General features: G+C 60.8%; 21 protein-coding genes, 1 tRNA gene and 1 pseudogene. 12 read left to right on the forward strand and 11 right to left on the reverse strand.

The annotated features are described in order from the left end of the window. Nucleotides 1-2: 2 nt before the first annotated feature. Together GV368_RS05470 and ppsR are read right to left on the reverse strand one after the other, a co-directional pair. Entirely contained in the window at nt 3-1,202 is a 1,200-nt protein-coding gene (locus GV368_RS05470; protein ID WP_169115799.1) for a DUF2863 family protein, read from the reverse strand. 22 nt (nt 1,203-1,224) lie between these two features. Beyond that, nucleotides 1,225-2,064 (reverse strand): posphoenolpyruvate synthetase regulatory kinase/phosphorylase PpsR, encoded by an 840-nt coding sequence (gene ppsR, locus GV368_RS05475; RefSeq protein ID WP_142804710.1) that lies wholly within the window; start codon nt 2,062-2,064, stop codon nt 1,225-1,227. A 107-nt stretch (nt 2,065-2,171) separates the two neighbouring features. On the opposite strand from ppsR, the gene ppsA reads away from it, so the two are divergent. Beyond that, nucleotides 2,172-4,556, forward strand: coding sequence for a phosphoenolpyruvate synthase (gene ppsA, locus GV368_RS05480; protein ID WP_142804709.1), 2,385 nt, complete (start codon nt 2,172-2,174; stop codon nt 4,554-4,556). Between the two features lie 11 nt (nt 4,557-4,567). Here the strand turns inward: ppsA and GV368_RS05485 are convergent, their stop codons facing one another. From GV368_RS05485 to GV368_RS05505, 5 genes are all read right to left on the reverse strand, one after another. Continuing rightward, nucleotides 4,568-7,750: a translocation/assembly module TamB domain-containing protein gene (locus tag GV368_RS05485; protein WP_169115800.1), complete on the reverse strand. Its 3,183-nt coding sequence runs from the start codon at nt 7,748-7,750 to the stop codon at nt 4,568-4,570. Then, on the reverse strand, nt 7,750-9,501 hold the full coding sequence (locus tag GV368_RS05490) for an autotransporter assembly complex protein TamA (protein WP_169115801.1): 1,752 nt from the start codon (nt 9,499-9,501) through the stop codon (nt 7,750-7,752). Before GV368_RS05490 ends, GV368_RS05485 begins: the two co-directional genes overlap by 1 nt. Before the next feature lie 445 nt (nt 9,502-9,946). Continuing rightward, a complete protein-coding gene (locus GV368_RS05495) occupies nt 9,947-10,870 on the reverse strand; it encodes an ISNCY family transposase (protein WP_169115802.1) in 924 nt (307 codons plus the stop codon). After that, nucleotides 10,867-11,550 (reverse strand): helix-turn-helix domain-containing protein, encoded by a 684-nt coding sequence (locus tag GV368_RS05500; RefSeq protein WP_169115803.1) that lies wholly within the window; start codon nt 11,548-11,550, stop codon nt 10,867-10,869. The genes GV368_RS05495 and GV368_RS05500 overlap by 4 nt, the downstream gene beginning before the upstream one ends. Beyond that, nucleotides 11,550-12,068, reverse strand: a complete 519-nt coding sequence (locus tag GV368_RS05505) for a helix-turn-helix domain-containing protein (RefSeq protein ID WP_169115804.1) — start codon at nt 12,066-12,068, stop codon at nt 11,550-11,552. The genes GV368_RS05500 and GV368_RS05505 overlap by 1 nt, the downstream gene beginning before the upstream one ends. Nucleotides 12,069-12,345: 277 nt before the next feature. Between GV368_RS05505 and GV368_RS05510 the strand changes: the two genes are divergently transcribed. Next, nucleotides 12,346-12,421, forward strand: a tRNA-Thr gene (locus tag GV368_RS05510). 153 nt (nt 12,422-12,574) lie between these two features. Here the strand turns inward: GV368_RS05510 and GV368_RS05515 are convergent. From GV368_RS05515 to xth, 4 genes and pseudogenes are all read right to left on the reverse strand, one after another. Then, a complete protein-coding gene (locus GV368_RS05515; protein ID WP_169115805.1) occupies nt 12,575-12,811 on the reverse strand; it encodes a hypothetical protein in 237 nt (78 codons plus the stop codon). A gap of 442 nt (nt 12,812-13,253) precedes the next feature. Next, complete coding sequence (locus GV368_RS05520) at nt 13,254-13,565, reverse strand: hypothetical protein (protein WP_206673299.1); 312 nt, start codon at nt 13,563-13,565, stop codon at nt 13,254-13,256. A 247-nt stretch (nt 13,566-13,812) separates the two neighbouring features. Further along, nucleotides 13,813-13,965 (reverse strand): annotated as a pseudogene (locus GV368_RS05525) (transposase); the annotation flags it as partial. 17 nt (nt 13,966-13,982) lie between these two features. Then, nucleotides 13,983-14,789, reverse strand: coding sequence for an exodeoxyribonuclease III (gene xth, locus GV368_RS05530; protein ID WP_169115806.1), 807 nt, complete (start codon nt 14,787-14,789; stop codon nt 13,983-13,985). 65 nt (nt 14,790-14,854) lie between these two features. On the opposite strand from xth, the gene GV368_RS05535 reads away from it, so the two are divergent. The 10 genes from GV368_RS05535 to GV368_RS05580 all read left to right on the forward strand — a co-directional run bounded on the left by GV368_RS05535 (nt 14,855) and on the right by GV368_RS05580 (nt 22,754). Then, nucleotides 14,855-15,262, forward strand: coding sequence for a nucleotidyltransferase substrate binding protein (locus GV368_RS05535; RefSeq protein WP_169115807.1), 408 nt, complete (start codon nt 14,855-14,857; stop codon nt 15,260-15,262). After that, nucleotides 15,259-15,588, forward strand: coding sequence for a nucleotidyltransferase domain-containing protein (locus GV368_RS05540; RefSeq protein ID WP_169115808.1), 330 nt, complete (start codon nt 15,259-15,261; stop codon nt 15,586-15,588). The genes GV368_RS05535 and GV368_RS05540 overlap by 4 nt, the downstream gene beginning before the upstream one ends. Nucleotides 15,589-15,786: 198 nt before the next feature. After that, nucleotides 15,787-16,416, forward strand: a complete 630-nt coding sequence (locus tag GV368_RS05545) for a hypothetical protein (RefSeq protein ID WP_169115809.1) — start codon at nt 15,787-15,789, stop codon at nt 16,414-16,416. Between the two features lie 166 nt (nt 16,417-16,582). After that, nucleotides 16,583-17,269, forward strand: coding sequence for a methyltransferase domain-containing protein (locus GV368_RS05550; RefSeq protein ID WP_169115810.1), 687 nt, complete (start codon nt 16,583-16,585; stop codon nt 17,267-17,269). A gap of 40 nt (nt 17,270-17,309) precedes the next feature. Next, nucleotides 17,310-18,080, forward strand: coding sequence for a glucose-1-phosphate cytidylyltransferase (gene rfbF / locus GV368_RS05555; protein ID WP_169115811.1), 771 nt, complete (start codon nt 17,310-17,312; stop codon nt 18,078-18,080). Continuing rightward, complete coding sequence (gene rfbG, locus GV368_RS05560) at nt 18,080-19,189, forward strand: CDP-glucose 4,6-dehydratase (protein ID WP_169115812.1); 1,110 nt, start codon at nt 18,080-18,082, stop codon at nt 19,187-19,189. Before rfbF ends, rfbG begins: the two co-directional genes overlap by 1 nt. Beyond that, nucleotides 19,186-19,770: a dTDP-4-dehydrorhamnose 3,5-epimerase family protein gene (locus GV368_RS05565; protein ID WP_169115813.1), complete on the forward strand. Its 585-nt coding sequence runs from the start codon at nt 19,186-19,188 to the stop codon at nt 19,768-19,770. Before rfbG ends, GV368_RS05565 begins: the two co-directional genes overlap by 4 nt. Further along, complete coding sequence (locus GV368_RS05570) at nt 19,767-20,993, forward strand: class I SAM-dependent methyltransferase (protein ID WP_169115814.1); 1,227 nt, start codon at nt 19,767-19,769, stop codon at nt 20,991-20,993. The genes GV368_RS05565 and GV368_RS05570 overlap by 4 nt, the downstream gene beginning before the upstream one ends. Further along, nucleotides 20,990-22,099: a DegT/DnrJ/EryC1/StrS family aminotransferase gene (locus tag GV368_RS05575; RefSeq protein WP_169115815.1), complete on the forward strand. Its 1,110-nt coding sequence runs from the start codon at nt 20,990-20,992 to the stop codon at nt 22,097-22,099. The genes GV368_RS05570 and GV368_RS05575 overlap by 4 nt, the downstream gene beginning before the upstream one ends. Then, nucleotides 22,092-22,754 carry an acetyltransferase gene (locus GV368_RS05580; protein WP_169115816.1) on the forward strand — a complete coding sequence of 221 codons (663 nt, stop codon included), beginning with the start codon at nt 22,092-22,094 and terminating at the stop codon, nt 22,752-22,754. Before GV368_RS05575 ends, GV368_RS05580 begins: the two co-directional genes overlap by 8 nt. Nucleotides 22,755-22,757: the final 3 nt, after the last annotated feature.

The raw sequence follows: 22,757 nt of genomic DNA on the forward strand, positions 1-22,757 counted from the left end.
GGTCAATGCAGGTAGCGTGGACCCGACGGCGTGTGGTTCAGATCGTCGCTCTCGTTTGCCTCCTGGGCGGGCAGCTCGGCGTGTACCAATTCGCCCTCGGTATTGGGAAAGAGCGGCGCGCCGCAGTCGTCGCAGAATTCGAGCGGCAGGGTACGGCGCAAGGTCGCGATGTCGTGGATGCCGACCGCCTTGAGGGTCTCCTGGATCTGCCGCTCCGCTTCGGCTTCGGTTTCGTCGGCGCCGAGCAGAGGCCAAGGAATGCCGTGCACTACCTGGCCGCCATGCTTGAGCGCGAGTCCGATGCGGTATTCGAATTCACCCTGGCTTTCGCAGGGTGCGACCACGGCGCGCAGATGGCTCGCGGCGATATTGGCTTCGGCGGCAAGAAAAGCGATCGCGGCGTGGATCGCGAAGGGGCGGGCATCGCGGTTCGCCTTGCGCGATGCGGTGAAGTACGCGTCGGGCAATTCCGGTTCGGTGCCGCAGCCGGGCATGAGCTGGGCGAGTACCGGCCCGGCCTGTTTGCGCCATTGGGCAAACGCGAAATCCCGGTCTCCCTCTGCTTCCTGCCAGGTGAAGATGGGGTTTTCCTTGGGCACCGCAGCGGCCACCAAGACGTAGCGGATGTCGGAAAGAAAGACGGCCGACTCGGGCAGTGCATCGCGATCGACGGCATGATCGCGCTCGGCGAGCGCATCCTTGCCAGCAGCCAGCAGCCAACGTCGTGTGGCGACGAATCCCTCGGGCAGTTGGTCCGGGCTGAAGAGATAGTCGAAGATCGCGAATTTCACCCCGGCGGCGAAGACGTGCGCCCCCAGGTGTACCCGAAGGTTCTCGCGAACGGCCTGGGGAATGGGGCGGGCAGGGATCTGGAAACGTGACCAGGCGAGCACGGGAGCGGCTACCAGCACCAGGTCGTGGTTCTTGTCGAAGGCGGTGAGCGTTTCGGCCTCCGAGTCGAGCACGTCGCTCAACTCTTCGTAAGCCTGTAGCTCACTTTGGTAGAGGTGGTCGAGGGCGCGTTCGATCGCGATTTCGTTCCCGGCTTCGAGCAGGGCGCGTACCGCTTCGCCGAGCAGCCGTTCCCAGTAGCGATCTTCGATGCGGCTGCCAGAATGGGCCAACCCTTTGGCGAGCCAACTCAGGCGCTCGGCTTCGCGCGGCAGGCCACTCGGGCGGGGAATGCGGGTTTTCTTCTTCATGGTGTCGCTCCAAAAACCCGTCTCACAGATCGGCGTATTTTTGCATTTTTTGCAGGTGCTGCATGATTACGGCGGCAATTTCCTCGATCGATTTGGTCGTCGAATCGATCCATGGAATCCCTTCGCGGCGCATCAGCGCCAAGGCTTCTTCCACTTCCTTGCGGCAGTTCTCCAATGAAGCATAGACGCTGTTGGGACGTCGCTCCTCGCGGATCTGCGCCAGACGCTCCGGGGCGATCGTCAGGCCGAAGAGTTTGCGGCGATGGGTCTTGAGCGGCGCCGGCAGGGCTTTGCGCTCGAAATCCTCGGGGATGAGCGGGTAATTGGCCGCCTTCACCGCATACTGCATGGCCAGGTACAGGCTCGTCGGCGTCTTTCCCGAACGGGATACCCCGATGAGGATGATGTCGGCGTCGTCGAGCGTGCCGTCCTGCACGATTCCGTCGTCGTGCGAGAGAGCGAAGTTGATCGCCTCGATCCGGCGCTGGTAGCTGCGGTTGTCGAGGATGCCGTGGAAACGCCCCACCGCGTGCGTGCTCGGCATGCCCAGCTCGCGCTCGAGCGGTCCGAGAAAGGTGCCGAACAGATCTACGATGTGCGCTTCGGCCCGGTGCAGTACGGCCACGACGGCAGGTTGCACCAGGGTGCTGAAGACGATGGGACGTATTCCCGTGCGCCGCTTCACGCGCTGGATTCGCTCGACGAGGTCGCTCGCCTTCTCCGGTGCATCGATGAAGGGGGCGCGTACCTCGTCGTAGTCCAGATCGGGGAATTGCGCGAGCAGACTGTGACCGAGCGTCTCGGCGGTGATGCCGGTGCCATCGGACACGTAAAACACGGTACGCTTGGTGGATTCGAGCATGGGCAGAAGGGATGCAGGCGCCGGGCGGACGTCTCGTGCTTACCAAAACGGAAGAAAACGCTTAGAATACCATCTTTCCGTGCCTCACGAACTCAGGAAAGGCTACGATGACTCGATACGTGATCCCCTTCAACGAGCTGCGCATGACCGACGTCGGCATCGTCGGCGGCAAGAACGCTTCGCTCGGCGAGATGATCAGCCAGCTGCCTGCGGACGTGCGCGTGCCGGGCGGTTTCGCCACCACCGCCGAGGCCTACCGCCTGTTCCTCGCGCAAAATGGCCTCGCGCAGCGCATCCACGATGCGCTCGATGCGCTCGACGTGGACGACGTCACGGCGCTGGCCAAGACCGGCGCCGAGATCCGCCGCTGGATCATGGAGACGCCTTTTCCTGCCGAGTTCGAAGCCCAGATTCGCGCCGCGTACGCCGAACTCGTCGCGCGCGAGGGCGAAGGGGCGAGTTTCGCCGTGCGCTCGTCGGCCACCGCCGAGGATCTGCCCGATGCCTCCTTCGCCGGCCAGCAAGAAACGCTCTTGAACGTCTCCGGTATCGAGAACATCCTGCATGCCATCAAGGAAGTCTTCGCCTCGCTCTACAACGATCGGGCGATCGCCTACCGTGTGCACAAAGGATTCCGCCACGCCGAAGTCGCGCTTTCGGCCGGCGTGCAGCGCATGGTGCGCTCCGACGTGGGTGCCTCCGGCGTGATGTTTACCATCGACACCGAATCCGGTTTTCGCGACGTCGTCTTCATCACCGCCTCTTATGGCTTGGGCGAGATGGTAGTGCAAGGGGCCGTCAACCCCGACGAATTCTACGTCCATAAACCCACCCTGATGCAGGGCAAGCCCTCCATCATTCGCCGCAATCTCGGCTCCAAGCTCATCAAGATGGTCTTCGGCGAACCGGGAGAGGGCGTGCGCGTGAAAGTGGTCGACGTGCCCGAATCCGATCGCAACCGCTTCTGCCTCGAAGACGCCGACATCCTCGAGCTCGCCCGCTACGCCGTCGTCATCGAACGCCACTATGGCCGTCCCATGGACATCGAATGGGGCAAGGACGGCATCGACGGCAAGATCTACATCTTGCAGGCGCGTCCCGAGACGGTGAAGTCGCAGGAAAGCGGCCGCGTCATGGAGAAATACCGCCTCAAGCAGCACGGCAAGGCGCTGGTGCATGGGCGCGCCATCGGGCAGAAAGTCGGCGTGGGACCGGTGCGCATCGTCACCGACCCCAGCCAGATGGACCGCGTGCAGCCAGGCGACGTGCTCGTCACCGACATGACCGACCCCAACTGGGAGCCGGTGATGAAGCGTGCCGCCGCCATCGTCACCAACCGCGGCGGGCGTACCTGCCACGCCGCCATCATCGCCCGCGAATTGGGGATCCCCGCCATCGTCGGCTGCGGCAACGCCACCGAAGTGCTGCAAGAAGGGGAAGTGGTCACGGTCTCCTGCGCCGAAGGGGATACCGGCTACGTCTATCGCGGCAAGCTCGACTTCGAAGTACAACGCACCGACCTCGGAACGCTGCCCGAGCTGCCGGTGAAGATCATGATGAACGTGGGTAATCCGGAACTCGCCTTCGAGTTCGCCCAGATCCCCAACGCCGGTGTGGGTCTCGCCCGGGTGGAGTTCGTCATCAACAACGTCATCGGCGTGCATCCGCGGGCCATCCTCGAATTCGACCAGATCTCGGCCAAGCTGCGTGAGGAGATCGCTCGCCGTGCCCGCGGTTACGCCAGCCCGCGCGCCTTCTACGTCGAGAAGCTCGCCGAAGGCATCGCCACCATCGCCGCCGCGTTCTATCCGCAGCCGGTGATCGTGCGCCTGTCGGATTTCAAATCGAACGAGTACCGCAAGCTCCTGGGCGGAGAGATCTACGAGCCCGAGGAAGAAAACCCCATGTTGGGCTTTCGCGGCGCGGCGCGCTACATCGCGCCGAGCTTCCGCGAGTGCTTCGAGATGGAATGCGAGGCCGTGAAGAAGGTGCGCGACGAGATGGGGCTCACCAACGTCAAGGTGATGATCCCCTTCGTGCGCACCGTGGGCGAAGCCGAGCGCGTGGTCAAACTCCTTGCGGCCAACGAGCTCGAGCGCGGCAAGAACGGGCTCGAGCTCATCATGATGTGCGAGATTCCCTCGAACGCGCTGCTCGCAGAGGCGTTTCTCGAGCACTTCGACGGGTTCTCCATCGGTTCGAACGACCTCACCCAGCTCACGCTGGGCCTGGATCGCGACTCGGGGCTAGTGGCCGAATCCTTCGACGAACGCGATCCGGCGGTGCAAGTCCTGCTCGGCATGGCGATCGATGCCTGCAACCGGCTCGGCAAATACGTCGGCATCTGCGGTCAGGGGCCGTCGGATCATCCGGATCTGGCCGAATGGCTGATGGAGCGCGGTATCCAAACGATCTCGCTCAATCCCGACACCGTCATCGACACCTGGTTCAAGCTCGGTGCGCGACGCCGAGAGGGCGCCGAGGCTCGCTGAGCCTCGCTCGATCAGCGCTCGATGCGATAGATCAAATCGCCTCCCTGTGACGTCGGGCTCGAGAAGAGCTCGATGCGCAAGTGGCGACTCAAGCGATACTCCGTGATCACTTTGCCTACGCCGTCGGTCACGCCGATGGCGTAGCGCACCAACAAGTCGGGTCCGAGGCGCTTGCCCAAGGTGAGCTGGCTGCTGCCGTTTCCCGACTCATTCGACAGTCCTACTTCATCCAAGCCCAAGGCCAGTCCGATCTCGCGCGCGATCTGTTCCCCACGGTTCACGCCCAGGCTGGAGAGGGCGCCGAGCAGGAGCTGTGCTTCACCTCCACGCACCTGAGACAGACGATGTCCCGTGAGCAGTAAGCTCAAGGCCTCGGCTTCGGGCAACGCGGGTTGGGCATAGACTCGGCTGCGGGGTTGTTGCAGGCTGCCCAGTAGTTCCAATCCCGCAAGATACGCACCGACCGTGCGTTCGGCGCGTACTTCGAGGATGGGGTTGTCGAGAGCGCCGGTAAAGAGGAGCCGTCCGCGGGCGATCTGCAGCGCTTGGCCATAGGCCTCGTAGCGCCCCTCTCGCAGCGAGACTTCCCCGAAGGCGGCAAGCGGCAAATGGCCATCCCCACGAAGGCGAAGGTTGCCGGAAAGTTTGGTAGAAAAACCGAACCCTTCCAACGAGACCCGCTCTCCCAGCACCACGTCTACATCGACACCGAGGGGGTAGGGAGCAGGGGGCGGACTTTGGCCGACGACTCGCAGATCCGCGCTCTCCTTCACGGCGCCTTCGGGAAGGGTACGGATCTTGGCTTCGGCCCGGGGCAGCAACAAATGGCCGCGAAGGAGCGCCATGCGTTCGTCGGCCGTCAAATGCAAGTTCGGGCTGGCATCCACCGTGAGTTCGGGCGTACGGAGCACGGGCAGCGCTTCTCCTTGGAGATCGAGCCGTGCCTGCCACTGGGGCAGATCGGCGAGCAGCGCGACGCCGTTCAGATGCAACGACCCGCCGCTCGCCCCGGCGAGGCTGCCTTCGAGGGCAACCCGGCGGGAGGGATCCACCCTCAGGTGCAAGCGGCCATCGACGTAGCGCACGCCCGTGGGGGGCAATTCCAGCCGGGATAGATCGAGCACGAATTCCGCTTGTGGAAGGGGCGTGTCCACGGTTCCGCTCACGCGCACCGAGCCATCGAGCGAACCGTCGAGCGCGATTTGCTCGGGGGCGAATTCGCCCAGCCAGGAAAGCTGCGGCGCACGCACCGACAAGAGCCCTTCCAGCGACCGACGCCCTTCCAGCTGCGCCTGAATGTTCCCTTCCAGGAAGAGGCGTTGGGTGAGCGTGCCAGTAAACTCGAGCTTCAGGCGTTTGTCTCGTACCGTCAGGTGGGCAGCGACGTCACGATAGGGCAGAGCGAGCGGTTGGGAGGCGGGAGCGTGTAGGTGCACTTCATCGTCGGGAACGTGTACTTGCACATTCAGCTCCGGGGTCGGCCCCAGTTCCGCCTCGGCCCGGAGCGAGGCCGACGACGACGGTAAGCTCAAGGTGGGCGGTAGGAGCGCGTCGAGGAGCGCCAGGGGCAGCGTGGCCTCGAGCAGGGCACGCTGCTGGCCGTCATCCTTCGTTTCCGCCCTGAGACAGAGTTCGCTCTTGCGCAGCGTCTCTGCCGAGGCCGCGAAAGGCAACTTGGTCGGGGCGAAGCAAGCCGGTCTCAGAGAGATCCGCAAGGCGTGCATGCGCAGCGAAGCGGGCGCTTTCAGGTGCCAGTCCCCGCCTGGGGTGCCGTTCAGGATCAGCCGCTCGAGCGTGCCGTTCCAGCGATTTTCCTGCAAGGCGCCCTGCAGGCCCAAGGCGACTCGGCCCACGTCGCTATCGAGTGTGAGGGTGAGGGCGTGCCCCGCCATCCGTCCTCGAGCAGAGAGGTTCGCCGAGCGCACATGTCTGCCAGCTCCCTTCAAATCACGGAGTGTGGTAGCAAGCTCCAGGCGATCTTGCCGGACCTCGGCTCGGAGCGAGAAAGCGGCCAGGGTCCACTCCGCCAAGGACAGCGCCCGCCCTTCGAGCTGCCCCTGCACCTCGGGTCGATCCAAGGTGCCTGCGATCCGCCCTTCGCCCGCAAGCGATCCCTGAATCGGGGGAATGAGTCCGCCGGGTAGCGGCAGGGCTGCCAGTTGCGGCAGCCGTAGCCGATAGGCAAGGTCGAAAGGCGGGCTGGCGGTGCCTTCCAGCCAAACCGAGTTCTCACCCAAGGTGAGTTCGGCCGGCCGCAGACGCAAGCGGTCGCCTTCGAGGTCGAGTTCCATCCGTCCGGCGAGGGGACGTCCTTCGATTGCACCATTCAGCTCGGAAACCGATAGCTGCACCGCCAGCGGCGCTGTGCCCCAGTAACCCCGAGTCGTCAATTTCGCGCCGATCGATCCGTTCAGTGGGGATGCCAACCAGGGTCGCAGGGCCGCCAGGTCCACAGCCGAGAGTTCCATGGCGGCATCCCAGGCGATACCCTCGTCTCGTGGTTCGGCATCGAGGCGAGCCGAAATGCGTGCACCCAGGATGGTGCCAGCGAGATCATCCATCCGGAAACGCTGCCCGTCGCCCGAGACGGTGGCCCCCAGTTCGGCGAAATGCACGCCGCTCACTTCTCCTGCCAGGCCGTCGAGGCGGGCATGATAGAAAATTGCCCCGTCGGCCTCCCAGCGTAACCGGGCTCCGATCGACGCGAACTCGAGCGTTTCTCCGGAAGGCAAGCGCACGAGCAGCGATGCCACGTCGATGGCCGGTAGCGACACGGGCAGCGGTGGGGCGGGTAAGGTGAAGACAGGCAGGACGAAGGGCTCGTCTTCGTTCGTCTGCGCTTCGCCCTGGGGCAGATCGACCCGTACTCCCGTCAAGGCGAGCGTACGCAAGCGGGCGAGCGGCGCGCGCAGTGCAGGCCAATCCACGGCCAAGACGATTTCCTGCGCCGTCACCCTCAGACCGGCGTCGTCATCGTACGCCACCCCCTTCAGGCGCATTCCTTGCCATAGGGAGCCTTCGACCGCCTCGATCCTGAGCTCCGGAATCAGGCGTACCCCCATCCGTACTACGATCTGGGTGCCGCTGGTGGTGAAGAACACCCAGGCGAGGGCGAAGAAAATCCCCGGTACGAGCAAACCCAGCGCCCAGGAAAAGGAGCGCGCCAGCCGTATCCAGTGTTTCCGTGCCGCCATCAGAACGAGGCTCCGATACCGACGTGCAAACGAGGAGAAGGCGAATCCATGTCGAGGGGGTAGGCCACGTCCAGGCGCACCAGTCCCAGCGGTGAGCGCCAGCGCACGCCTACTCCCACGCCCGTCTTCAGATTCAGGTCGCTACGCCCGTCGAAGGCGTCGCCGCTGTCGACGAAAAGGGCACCGTACCAGTTGTTGGCGTGAATCGGGTGCATCACTTCGGCGCTCACCGTAAAGAGGTAGCGCCCTCCCACCACCTGACCACGCTCGTCTCGGGGGCCGATTTTCTCGAACCCGTAGCCGCGCACCGAATTGTCTCCTCCAGCGAAGAAGCGCAAGGATTTCGGCAGCCGTGCGAATTCATCCATCCACGTGAGCCCTAGATCCATCCGCCCTTTGAAGATGAAACGTCCCACGGGATGCGCTCCTACCCCACGCGTCACGATCTGCACGAAGTCGGTGGCGCTCAAGAGTGCCTCGCTCGCGCCTTGCAGGGTGAAGTCCAGAGAATGCCCTCGAGTGGGAAAGAGTGGATCGTCGAATCGGCGATGCCCGAGCTTGACGCCGGCGAGCACGAAACCGTCTCCTCGTCGTGGCTGCCGGCCATACTCGGTACGCTCGTAACGATACTCACCAAAGAGCGCCTGCGTCCACCCATTACGCAAACGCGCGTACTGAGCCCCCAGCCGGGCCGAGTCGGAGACGATGTCGTTGGCGTCTTCCCGGTCGAGGCGGGTGTATAAGTCGAGCGAATCGGTCAGTGGCGAGCGCCCCGGAATGGTGTAGTTGCTCTCGATGCGCTGCAGCCGCGGAGAGAACTCCACGTTGCCCTTCCACCGATGCCCGCGGCGATTGACCCAGCGTCGCGTCGAGTCTGCCCCCAGTCGCGGTCCGGTATCGGTGGCGAACCCGACACGCAGGCCGTAGGCGGTGCGCTTGTTGGGCGTGAGCACGACGTCGACGGGCACGGTCTGCGCCTGGCGTTGCTCGGTGAGCGGGTCGATGCGCACCTCGGCGAAATAACCACTGGCGCTCAGATTGCGGTAGATCTCGGCCAGCGCCTCGCCGTAGTATGGGTCGCCTTGGGTCACCGGCAACAAGCGCGCGACGAAGTCTTCGTCCAAGATGTCCTGCTCGACGCGGATCGTCCCAAAGTAATAGCGTGGTCCCGAGTCCAAGTGTAAGCCGATGCGGGCCGTGTTCGTCGCGGGATCCACCCAGAGTTCGCGCCGCCGGTAGTGCGCGTCGAGATAGCCTGCCGAACGGGCGCGATTGAGCAGCGTGTCGCGGATCTCTTCATAGAGACCCTGATGCAATCGCGAGCCCTTTGCCAGCGGAAGCTCGTCGAGATAACGCCGTATCATCGGGTCTCGTGTGAATTCGCCTTCGATCTCCACCTCCAGCACATCGATGAGCGTGGGCGGGCCCGGCTCGATTCGCAGCACGGGCCGTTTGCAGTCCTCGGTGTGCTCCAAATCGGCCTCGATCGTCGCGTTGAAATGTCCCAAGGCGCGCAGCGCCGACGTAGCCGCGGCGCGCGCTTCGCGCAGATAGGCGCGCCAGCGCACTTCGGGGGCATCGCACGCAAGGTTCGAGGGAGGCGCCAGCTTCATCACGTTGGCAGCCAATTCCGGGTGTGCTTCTAGGCCGACGACGCGCAAGCGAGAAGGCGCGGCATCTGGTTGGGCTGGCACGGCATGGCGCGGAAAGAGCACGGCGAAGAACACGACCAAGGCGGCCAGAATCGGCAAACGATACGGCGCGTCGATGATGCGGCTCCAAACGGACGATGAGGGCGATGATAACCCGGTGGCAACTCACGAGGGAGTATTCGTTCGCGAAACGAAGCGTTGCTGGAGTCGAAGACCTTGAACGGAAGAAGCTCCTGGCCATGCAGCATTCGATGCGCCCGTCGCCATGAACGACGACGGTGACGTGGGTGCCGCGCAGCGCATAGCGCGGTGCGCCCTGCGTGCACACGATATAGCGTTGCCGCCGGAAGGAGAGCACCAGGTCCTTGGAGAGCTTTCGGCGGTAGTGCATGGCACGGCAGCGCGCCAGCTCCTCGGCCTTGCCCTCGTAGGGAAGATGNACGCCTCACAGCCTGGTCACACGAAACACGGGGTGTCAAGGCAAAATAGAAATGTCCGGTAGTTGGGCAAGATAAAGATGTCCGGTTGGGGTGGAGGTTTTGCGTCAGGGGGTGGCCAATTGGCCACCCCCTGACGGCGCCGGCTCGGGGTACTGTCGCCAGGGATGATCTGGGCCGGGTCGCCATGGCTTCTTCGGGGTGCGTTTCTCGAGGAGCTCATCGACCCGGGTATTCAACGTCTTGTCATCAAGGGGCTCGGGCACGTCCTGGGCGACGTCGAAGACCTTGAACGGAAGAAGCTCCTGGCCATGCAGTAGTTCGATGCGCCCGTCGCCATGAACGACGACGGTGACGTGGGCGCCGCGCAGCGCATAGCGTGGCGCACCCTGCGTGCACACGATATAGCGCTGCCGCCGGAAGGAGAGCACCAGGTCCTTGGAGAGCTTGCGGCGGTAGTGCATGGCACAGCAGCGCGCCAGCTCCTCGGCCTTGCCCTCGTAGGGAAGATGCGCCTCCTCGGACTCTGCCGCAGTCACCGCAAAGCGGGCATTGTGCTGGGCGAGGTACGTCTCGAGGAACACGTTGGCGCTGGCCATGTCGCTGATCCCGGCCAGGCGCATTGCTTTGACCAAGCGATCTTGCAAGGTCTGAAAGAGGCGCTCGACGCGTCCCTTGGCCTGGGGCGTGAGTGCCTGAATCCCGGCAATGCCCAGCGTGGCCAGGGCGCGATGGAACTGCGTCGGGGCCTCGTCCTCCGGGTCGTGCTTGGTGAAGATGCCGTGCCGGTCGCTGTAGATCGCCGCCGGGCGGCCATGACGCGTCACATAGTCCTGCAGCGCGTTCAAGTAGGCTTGAGTGCTTTCCACCGGCGCAAAATGCGCATGCATCACCCGGCTCGTGGCATCGTCGATGAAGGCGACGAGCGTGCAGCGCTTGCCCCGGCCTTCGAACCAGTCGTGGGGGCTGCCGTCGATCTGCACCAGTTCTCCCACCCGAGCCCGTCGGGGACGAGGCGGGTGTAGGGTCACGCGCCGCCCACGGGCGGCCTGCCACAGCCCCGCTTCNCGCTTTCACCAGGCGATCCTGCAAGGTCTGAAAGAGGCGCTCGGCGCGTCCCTTGGCCGCCTGAATCCCGGCAATGCCCAGCGTGGCCAGGGTGCGCTGGAACTGTGTCGGTGCCTCGTCCTCCAGGTCGTGCTTGGTGAAGATGCCGTGCCGGTCGCCGTAGAGCGCCGCCGGGCGGCCATGGCGGATCCACTAAACCGGCCGTATCTTCCACCTCGTAGCGCCGCAGCAGCCGTCGCACTTGCCGATCCGTCAGCCCCAAGCGTTCGGTGGCCGCCTTCTGACCCACCACCCCATCGAGCACCTGGCGCAACACCTCCAGGCGCTTGAGCGCTTTGCCACTCATCTCGATCCGCTCCATCAGAACCTCCGCATNTGCTTTGACCAAGCGATCTTGCAAGGTCTGAAAGAGGCGCTCGACGCGTCCCTTGGCCTGGGGCGTGAGTGCCTGAATCCCGGCAATGCCCAGCGTGGCCAGGGCGCGATGGAACTGCGTCGGGGCCTCGTCCTCCGGGTCGTGCTTGGTGAAGATGCCGTGCCGGTCGCTGTAGATCGCCGCCGGGCGGCCATGACGCGTCACATAGTCCTGCAGCGCGTTCAAGTAGGCTTGAGTGCTTTCCACCGGCGCAAAATGCGCATGCATCACCCGGCTCGTGGCATCGTCGTGAAGGCGACGAGCGTGCAGCGCTTGCCCCGGCCTTCGAACCAGTCGTGGGGGCTGCCGTCGATCTGCACCAGTTCTCCCACCCGAGCCCGTCGGGGACGAGGCGGGTGTAGGGTCACGCGCCGCCCACGGGCGGCCTGCCACAGCCCCGCTTCGATCATCCAGCCGCGTAGCGTCTCCTTGGAGACGTTCAAGCCTTCGGCGGCCAGATGCTCGGCCGCCAGGGTCGGACCGAAATCGGCGTAGCACTGCGACAGGCGCGCTATCACCCTCTCCTTGAACGAGGGTGCCAACCTTCGCCCCGAGGGCTTGCCTCGGCGCCGATCCACCAAACCGGCCGCACCTTCGGCCTTGTAGCGCCGCAGCAGCCGTCGCACCTGCCGATCCGTCAGCCCCAAGCGTTCGGCGGCCGCCTTCTGGCTCACTACCCCATCGAGTACCTGGCGCAACACCTCCAGGCGCTCGAGCTCTTTGCCACTCATCTCGATCCGCTCCATCAGAACCTCCGCATCGACCCGATGCGGACATTTTCATCTTGCCCAGAGCGGACATTACTATTTTGCTCTTACACACGATCTTGATTTTCGCGCGGGATGGAGATAAAATATTAAATCTCCCGAGCGCATTAGGTCGCGCTCCATGCCGTTGTAGCTCGGCTGGTAGAGCAACTGGTTCGTGAGTGGCATGTCAGGAGATCGAAAATCTAGTAGTGACAGGGGCTTAGTGGGTTGTAAGGTAGGGCCAATAAGGGTTTGGTAACGGGTTCAGAATCGCGCCGCTTTAGCTCAGCTGGTAGAGCAAACGCTTCGTAAGCGTTAGGTCGTCCGTTCGAGTCGGACAAGCGGCACCATTTGTACGGCAAGCGGCCATCCCTCGGGGTGGCCGTTTTGCTTTGGGGCAGCGTGGCCTTATACATAGATGATGCAGTGGCCGGTATCGGGCAAGCGCGGAGAAATCCCGCCGCAGACACTCGCCACGACATGCCCATGAGTGGCCTCGGCGATCAGGTAGCTGGTCGCGTCCAAGGCGTGATCGTTCGCGGAGCTGTCTCGGTTTCGCGGACAACCTCCTCAACTTCGCGGCTGAATCGGCCGCGGGCCTCCGCTACCTGCTGCTGAATCTTGCTGATACATCCATGAAAGGCGGTCGCAAGCTCGGTGGCGCGGGCGGCCAGCCGGTCGATGTTTTCCACGGCCAGCGGAACATCGGTGGGGACGTTCTTGAAGTCGATGGTGGCCATGTTCGGGCTCCTCTGCAAAGTCATCACGACTTGGAAGGGCCTCGTGACACGTCACTAGCGGGGCATCTCCCAACCTAAGCGCGAGCGCCAGATGCTCGCGCTTTCGAGAAACCATACTGGATGAATGGGTTAGGCAAGGATTATTTTTTATAGAAAATTGATCTAATTTAATTTTTTGTTAGATCGGGGGGTACAGATGATGGCTCGATCCAGCGGGCGGCTGGGATCGGGGCGACATTCCATGCGCTCGAACCGTGGTGGTGCTTTGGACGCCTCCTTCTCGACCCGGACGGGCGGCGCGAGGCGTGGCGAGAATGTGCCGATTTGCGCACGGCGGACCGTATCCAGGGCCGAGTATGGGGCGGACTCCTCCGATGCTGCCTGCGTGGCGAGAGGCAGCAGAGCGACCAAGGCGAAGATGGCGAACCGCCGGGCGAAGCGGCTAGGCGTCGCGGTCGTTGATTTCGATGACACGGCTGTACTCCTCCGGCGACATGGCGGCGCTGATGAAAATCTGAACCCGCGGGGCGTCCTCATCGTTGCCGTCGCCCCTGTTGATTTGGTAGATGCGATCCGCGAGCCATTCTGCGGCCCTGATGTCGCCCTCGTTCTTCATCTTACCTTTCATTAAGGCCACGATCTCCCCGGCCCCTTCGGCGCGGCCTTCTTCGAGGGCGAGCTCGCTTTCCTTGACTATAGCTGAAAACTTACCGAAAACGAGCGTTAGTGGAATAGTGAAAACCGCGAAAACCAAACAGTAAAGGTCAGAAACTGAGGAAGGCCGGAACGGGAGAACGGAGGAAGGGACGCGGCGGCAATCCCGCGGGTATGTCAGAATTTCTGTGTGAAACTGGAAGAGACTTTGCCACGGTGACGGTTGCCGAAGGTCGATTTATACCTAGGCAGGCGGCGCGGAGGGAAAGTTGGTGTCCATTCTATCCTCATGCTGATTAAAAGCGTTCGGCGCAGAGAATGGCGAACGGGTTCATCGCCTCCTTTCAATCCCTGTCCGCCCGGCTCCAATCGGCGGTGATGTCGAGTAGCGCTGGCCAGATCGGTTTGCTGGCGGCCTCATCGCAGGGGAAGTGCCTACGGGTCTCGAGGATCTTGCGCAGCCGCGTATTAACGCGCCTGGTGGTGTTGGTCGTGTAGATCCCCGCCGGCTAGCTGCTCAACAGCCCGATTCTGACGCCGGGGCGAGCTCCAGCACTACCGGGGCGTGATCCGAGGGGCGTTCCCAGCGGCGGGGTTCGACGTCGATCGTGCAGGCGCGCAGGCGCGGCAGCAGCGGCGGCGAGACGAGGATGTGGTCGATGCGCAGGCCCAGGTTGCGCCGGAACGCTCCCTGGCGGTAGTCCCACCACGAATAGGACTGCGGGGACTGGGGAAAGCGGCGGAAGGCGTCGACGAGCCCGAGCGAGACGAGCCGGGCAAAAGCCGCGCGCTCGGGGGGCGAGGCGAGGATGCCGTCCTGTGGCCAGTCGGGATGGGTATCTTCGGCGGCGGGGGCGATGTTGAAGTCGCCCATCAGCACGAAGGGGCGCTCCGTGAGCCGCTCCCGTTCGATCCAAGAAGTGAGCGCCTCGATCCAGGCGAGCTTGTAGGCGAACTTGTCGCTGCCCACCGCCTGACCGTTGGGGAAATACGCGCTCGCGACCCAAAGCGGTGTCTGGCTGCCGGGCTCATCGATCTCGGCCACGATGAGGCGCGCCTGCTCGTCGTTGAACTCGGGGACGCCGCGCACCACTTCGCGCCACGGCAATCCCTCGCGCACCAGCAGCGCCACACCGTTGTACGTTTTCTGGCCATGCACGGCTGCTGCGTAGCCGAGTTCGGCGATCGCTTGCGCGGGAAATTTCTCTGCCGGACATTTGAGCTCCTGCAAGGCGAGCACGTCGGGGCGGGCGTCGGCAATCCAGCGCTGCAAGTGCGGCAGCCGGGCGGTGATCGAGTTGAGGTTCCAAGTGGCGAGTTTCATGGGCAGGATTGTACCGCCGCACTGCTATGATGAACGCGCTTGCCGGCATGAGAGGAGACTGGATCATGGTCGATGACGTTCGCTGGAAACAGCGGTTCGAGAATTTTCAGCGGGCGTTGAATCAGCTGAGCGCGGCCGTTCGCTTGTCCGAAACGCGGCCGCTCACCGACCTGGAAAAGCAAGGGCTGATCCAAGGGTTCGAGTTTACCCATGAACTGGCCTGGAACGTCCTGAAAGATTACCTCGAAATGGAAGGCATCCAGGGGCTCGTGGGTTCGCGAAGCACGGTGCGAGAAGCGTTCAAGCGTGGCCTCGTGCGCGATGGCGAAATATGGATGGACATGATCGAGAAGCGCAATCTCTCCAGTCATACGTACAACCAATCCGTGGCCGAAGCGATCGTCTCGGCCGTCGTCGAACGATACCATGCGGCTTTTCTGGAGCTGCGAGATCGCCTGGCGAGGGAACTATGAGCGAAGCGCATGAATTCGGCTTGTCCCAGCGCACGATCGACACCATCCGGCGCATCCTGGCCGAAGTTCCCGAAGTGGAGAAAGCGGTGATCTTCGGCTCGCGCGCCAAGGGAACGTACCGGCCGGGATCGGACATCGATCTGGCCCTGTTCGGCCCCAAGCTCGACCTCGATACGCTCGGTCGAATCGCAGGGCAACTGGATGAATCGCCCATCCCTTATCAGGTGGACCTCTGCCTCTTCGACACAATCGACCATCCGGGACTGCGCGAGCACATCGAACGGGTGGGGAAGGTGTTCTACCAGCGGGAAAGTTCGGGGTCATGACGTGGGCAGCAGAAACGCCTTGTTTTCTCGCCGTGAAATTTGGTTACAATGCCCCTGACGCACGCCGCCCGCTGCGGCGTTGGGGGAGGGGGGATGAAGTGCGTGATCCTCGCCGGTAAGTGAGCGATGATGTATGATCGACGCGTCTGCGTCAATTCGAGCGGCTTCGAAAATTTCCATTGAAATGAAGGAGGAGACATGAGAAAGCAAATTACTCAAAAGAATTTTATTTCGGTTTCTCATAAGGGTATTTTGAATGGCGTAAATGATTATACGCAGCTTATCAATAGAGATCCAGATGTTATTCCAGAATATGTTTTTACCACCTCTGTTGCAAAAACGCTAAAAGAATTTTATCCATCATCCTCGATCTTTCTTGAATATAAACCGAGATACATGATTTATGAGGCTGGGGCATCAGGGAGGGGGAGATACTCTGATTTTATGAGAAAAGATGGGCGAATAGACATTGTGCTTTATGATAGCGAAGATAGCCCATTAGTGCCGATAGAGATAAAAAAGATGCATCTGGATATTAATGAATCTCCTATGAAAAAACTGGAGGAAGATATTTTTAGGATAGAAACTTTGGTGAGTAAAAACTCACATGTGTCGTCAATAATTTTTGGAGCCGTAGTTTTTTATATGTCTGTTTTTGCTGATCAAGGTGGAAATGATCGGCTAGAAAAGATATCAGAAAGATTCTGTGAAAAGTTTGACGAATTTCAAGGTTTATTCTTGAAAAAAAGCTGCCTAGATCTTTCGCGGATCTATAGCAGTGATGCTTTGTCATGGAGAAGTGGGGTGATCATCATATCGGATAAATGATTTGGACTGGGTGATTTTATAACTTTTTAACTGATAACGTATATTTTTAAATTATTTTTCTTGATCATTAGCTTGATCATTAGCTTGATTGACAGAACGAATTGATTGCTGAATAATTTTTCTTGTGATTTTTTTGTTAAAAAGTAGTAAAAAATATAATACCATTTTGAGCGAGGGTATTATGGACAGAAGCGAATGGCTGGCCAACATTAAGTCAGAAATCGATTTTTGGTCTAGATGGATGGAAACTGGCGGTCTTTCTTGGCCGGATGATTTTGTGTATCGAACGGATCCTAATTCAGAAGCAGTAGGGCTTTTTAGAAAATACCTGGAAATGGTTTCTGCATATCCGCCTCGTGTTCTCGATGTTGGTGCCGGCCCTCTGACAATTCTTGGGAAAAAAATAAATGGGCAGAGTATTAACCTGACTGCTGTTGATGCTTTGGCTGAATTTTATGATCAACTCCCTTTTCCTGCTGGTTCTCCGATCGTACGAACCGAAAAGTGCGAAACAGAATGCCTTTCAGAAAAATTTCCAGAAAATTATTTTGACATAACGCATGCACAAAACACTTTGGATCATCATTACAATCCAATTGCTGCAATCTTGGAGATGATAAAAGTAACAAAAAGAAGCGGCTTTATTATAACCAGCCATGCGGAAAATGAGGCAACACGAGAAAATTGGAGTGGTCTTCATCAATGGAATTTCTTCATCGAAAACAATGATTTGATAATATCGAATAAAGAAAAAGCTTTCAGTGTATCCAGTCTTATAAACCGGGATGCCGAAATTGTCGAGATTTTTCTGACCGAACAAAGATGGGTAAACTGCGTCATAAGAAAAATATAAGTCCAAATCATCCTCTGGACCGTTGTGCCAAGGAGAAACAATGAAGTGCGTGATCCTCGCCGGGGGCTACGGCACCCGGATCAGTGAGGAGTCTCATCTGCGGCCCAAGCCGATGATCGAGATCGGCGGGCGGCCGATTCTCTGGCACGTGATGAAGTTCTATTCCGCCCATGGGATCAACGACTTCGTCATCTGCCTCGGCTACAAAGGCTATGTCATCAAGGAATACTTCGCCAACTACTTCCTGCACATGTCGGACGTCACCTTCGACATGACCCATAACCGCATGGAAGTACACCAACGGCACGCCGAACCTTGGCGGGTAACGCTGGTAGACACTGGCGAAGGTACCATGACCGGCGGGCGTCTGAAGCGCGTGGCGCCTTACATCGAAAACGAAGACGCTTTCTGCTTTACCTACGGTGACGGACTCTCGAACGTAGACTTGGGTGCCGAAATCGCCTTTCACCGCGCACATGGCAAGCTCGCTACGGTCTGCGCCGTGCAACCACCGGGACGATACGGCGCGCTGCAGCTGGCAGGCAGCACGGTGACCGGCTTTACCGAAAAACCGCGCGGCGACGGCGGCTGGATCAATGGCGGCTTTTTCGTGCTCTCGCCCGGCGTGCTCGAGTTCATTGCGGGCGACACTTCACCGTGGGAGGGTGAATCGCTCGAAAACCTTGCCCGGCAGGGCGAGCTGATGGCCTTCGAGCACGCGGGTTTTTGGCAGCCGATGGACACGCTGCGCGACAAATATCTGCTCGAAGACTTGTGGACTTCCGGGCGGGCACCGTGGAAGATCTGGTAATGTCTGCCGTGAATGCCGCCCTGCCTGCACCCGCCTTCTGGCGCGGCCGACGTGTGTTCATCACCGGCCACACCGGATTCAAGGGTGGCTGGCTCACGCTCTGGCTGCAACGGATGGGGGCGGAAGTCACCGGTTTTGCCCTGCCGCCGGCAACGACCCCGAACCTTTTTACGCTCGCCCGCATCGGCAGCAGCATGGATTCCCGCATCGGCGACGTGCGTGACGCCAATGCGCTGGCCGATGCGATGCGCACCGCCCGGCCCGAGATCGTCTTTCACCTCGCCGCCCAGGCTCTGGTGCGCACCGGCTACCAGGCACCGGTCGAGACCTATGCCACCAACGTCATGGGCACGGTGCATCTCCTCGAGGCGGTGCACCAGACGCCTTCCGTGCGCGCCGTGGTGATCGTCACCAGCGACAAATGCTACGACAACCGCGAATGGCTCTGGGGCTACCGTGAAATCGAACCCTTGGGCGGCGCCGACCCCTACAGCAGCAGCAAAGCCTGCGCCGAACTCGTCACCGGCGCCTACCGTAACGCCTATTTCCCTCTTGAGCGTTACGCCGAGCACGGCGTGGCCATCGCATCCGCCCGCGCCGGCAACGTCATCGGCGGCGGCGACTGGGCAGCAGACCGCCTCGTCCCCGACATCCTGCGTGCCATCTCCGCGGGCGAACCCGTGCGTATCCGCCACCCGGACGCCATCCGCCCCTGGCAGCACGTGCTCGAACCCCTCGCCGGCTACCTCATACTGGCCGAGCGCCTTGCGGAATCCGGCCCCGCTTGGGCCGAAGCGTGGAATTTTGGCCCGGCCGAAGACGACGCCAGGCCGGTGCGCTGGATCGTCGAGCGCCTCACCCAAGCCTTTGGCGAAGCCGCAAGCTGGCAGCCGGACACGGCGCCTCAGCCGCACGAAGCGCACTCCCTCAAACTCGACAGCGCCAAGGCCCGCGCCCGCCTCGGCTGGCGCCCGCGCTGGAATCTCACACAAGCGCTCGAAGCCGTCGTCGCCTGGCAGCGTGCCTATGCCGCAGGGGAAGATCTGCGGGAGGTGTGTGGGCGGCAGATCGACGCATACTGCCAACAAGACCAAGGTTACCGTCGATGAACGTCGCCGTTCCCTCACCCAGCCGCCTCACCGTTGCCGACACGCCGCTCGTCGGTCTAAAGCGCATCCAACGCCAGTACCTTGGCGATGCGCGTGGCTGCTTCACGCGCCTCTTCTGTGCCGAAGAACTCGCCCTCGCCGGCTGGACGAAGCCGATCGCCCAGATCAACCACACTTATACCGCGCGGCGCGGCACCGTGCGCGGACTGCACTTTCAGCACCCGCCGCACGCCGAGCAAAAACTCGTCACCTGCCTGCGCGGTGAGATATGGGATGTGGCCGTCGACTTGCGCGCGGGCTCACCCACCTTCCTGCACTGGCACGCCGAACGCCTCTCGCGTGACAACGGCCTCGCCCTCCTGATCCCCGAGGGCTTCGCGCACGGCTTTCAGGCGCTCACCGACGACGTCGAACTGCTCTACTGCCACTCGCACCCCTACGTACCCCAAGCCGAAGGCGGCCTACATCCGCTCGACCCGCGCCTTTCCCTGCCCTGGCCCTTGCCGGTAGGCACGCTCTCGGCGCGCGATGCCGCGCATCCCTGGCTTGCCGAGACGGGTTTTGCCGGAGTCACCCCATGAACTGCCGCCACTGCGCGAGTGAGCTGCGCTTGGGGTTTCTCGACCTGGGTGCCGCGCCCCCCTCGAATGCCTACCTGCACCCCGAACAACTGCACGCGCCCGAGCTCTGGTTCCCCCTGAGGCTGCTCGTGTGCGAAACCTGCTGGCTCGTGCAGACCGAAGACTACGCCGGGCGCGAGGCGCTCTTCACCGAAAACTACGCCTACTTCAGCTCGTACTCGAGCACATGGCTCGCGCACGCCGCGCGCTACGTTGAAACAATGCGTGAGCGTCTGCGGCTAGGGCCGCAGTCTTGCGTCGTCGAAGTCGCCGCCAACGATGGCTACCTGCTGCAATACGTCCAGGCCGCGGGCATTCCCTGCTACGGCATCGAGCCCACCGCCAGCACCGCGCGTGCCGCGCGCGCCAAGGGGATCGAAATCCTCGAGCGATTCTTCGACGTGGCGCTCGCCGAAGAACTGGCCCGCGTCGGACGCCAGGCCGACCTGATCGTGGCCAACAACGTACTCGCGCACGTACCCGACATCAACGACTTCGTCGTCGGCTTCGAGCGCCTGCTCAAACCCCAAGGCATCGCCACTTTCGAGTTTCCCCACCTGCTGCGCATGGTGCAGGAAAACCAGTTCGACACGGCCTACCACGAGCACTACTCGTATCTGTCGCTGACTGCTGTGCAGCGCATTTTTGCCGCCAATGGGCTTACGGTATTCGATGTGGAACAACTACCGACCCATGGTGGCAGTCTGCGCGTGTTTGCCCAGCGCAGTGATACCGGCGCCCACGCACAGACCTCCGCGGTAGCAGCCATGCTACAGACGGAAGCCACCGCAGGCATGACCACCCCGGCGTTTTACCGGGATTTTCAAGGCAGAGCCGAAAAGATCAAGGATGATCTGCTCCTGTTCCTGATCGACGCCAAGCGCAAGGGATTGAAAGTCGCCGCCTACGGTGCGGCAGCCAAGGGAAACACCCTGCTCAACTTCGCCGGCGTGCGTCCCGACCTGTTGCCCTACGTGGTCGACAAGAACCCGGCCAAGCAGGGAAAATATATGCCGGGCAGCCGGATCCCCATCGTGGATGAAGCCCGCCTCAAGGCCCACCGGCCCGACCTGATCCTGATCCTGCCGTGGAACCTGCGCGAGGAGATCGTCACGCAACTTACTTACGTGCGGCAGTGGGGCGGGAAGTTTGTGATGGCGGTGCCTTTTTTGGAGATTATATGAACCCGAGGATTCCCTACACCAAACCCTCGATCACCGAGCGGGAAGTGGCATACGCTACAGACGCCGCGCGCAATGGTTGGGGGGAACATTGTTACGACTACATCGAGCGCTTCGAGGCGAGTTTCAAACGGCACCTTGGCGTCAAGCATGCCATCGCCACGTCCAGCTGCACTGGGGCGTTGCACATGGGGATGGCCGCCTTGGGAATCGGCCCCGGCGATGAAGTGATTCTGGCCGACACCAACTGGATCGCCACTGCTGCTCCCATCGTCCATCTTGGTGCCAAGCCGGTTTTTGTCGACATCCTACCCGATACCTGGTGCATCGACCCGGAGAAGGCCGAAGCGGCCATCTCGCCGCGCACCAAGGCCATCGTCGCCGTGCATCTTTATGGCAATCTTTGTGACATGGATCGGCTGCTTGCAATCGGCGAAAAATATGGCATCCCGGTCATTGAGGATGCTGCCGAAGCAATCGGATCGGTGTACCACGGAAAACGCGCTGGCTCGATGGGAAAATTCGGTGTATTTTCTTTTCATGGCACCAAGACGATCACAACTGGTGAAGGTGGGATGTTCGTCACCAACGACGATGACCTTTACGAGCGAGTTCTGACACTCAGCAACCACGGTCGGCGCCGGGGGCAAACCAAACAATTCTGGCCGGAAGCCGTCGGATTCAAATACAAGATGTCCAACATTCAAGCGGCTATCGGCTGTGCCCAGATAGAACGGATCGATGAACTGGTTACCCGAAAACGCGAGATTTTAGCCTACTACAAACAACATCTGGAGATAATCCCGGGTATTCGCATGAATCCTGAGCCACCTGGAACGATAAATGGTGCTTGGATGCCGACGGTGGTGTTCGATCAGGAATTGGGCGTGACACGAGAACTATTGCAGACAGCCTTTGCTGCAAAGAATATCGATGCAAGAGTGTTTTTTTATCCGATTTCAAGTCTACCTATGTTTACTCCAAATAGGGAAAATTGCCATGCTTGGGATTTACCAAGCCGTTCATTCAACTTGCCTAGCTATCATGACATGCAAAAATCTGATATGGACCAGGTAATTAATGTTCTCAAGGAAACTATGAATGGCTGAACTGGATCGTGTAATTTTATGGGGCTGTGCTGGTCATGCAAAGGTTTTGGCAGAAATTATTTCTCTCCGAGGCGGAAAAGTTGTGGCCCTATTCGACAACGCAGAAGTTGAATCCGTTTTACATGATATTCCAGTTTATAAGGGTGAAGCAGGATTTCGCCAATGGATTTATTCACAAGAAGTACTGCATGGTGTAATGGGATTGGCCGCAATTGGTGGGGCGCGAGGTCGAGATCGCCTTGGCATCCACGCTCTCTTTCGTAATTATGGGATAGAAATACCCGTACTGGCTCATCCATCAGCTGTGATCAGTGATTCAGCCAAGGTGGGATGCGGTACCCAAATTTTGGCACTGGCCAATGTTGCCGCAGATACTACAATTGGCGAGGCATGTATACTGAATCATCGTGCATCAGTAGATCATGAATGCGTTATCGGGAACGGCGTTCATCTTGCCCCCGGCTCGACTCTGTGCGGTTGTGTCAGGTTGGGAGACAATGTTTTTGTTGGGGCTGGTGCTATTATTTTGCCGCGTCTCTCAATTGGTGAAGATGCCATTGTTGGAGCTGGCGCTGTTGTTACTCGCGATGTTCCTGCTGGCGTCGTAGTGTCAGGCAATCCCGCTCGACCGATGCGTAAAAATGTAAGGGCTTAGATC

Origin of the sequence: Tepidiphilus baoligensis, from assembly GCF_012911495.1 — a bacterium.
Taxonomy (GTDB): Bacteria; Pseudomonadota; Gammaproteobacteria; order Burkholderiales; family Rhodocyclaceae; genus Tepidiphilus; species Tepidiphilus olei.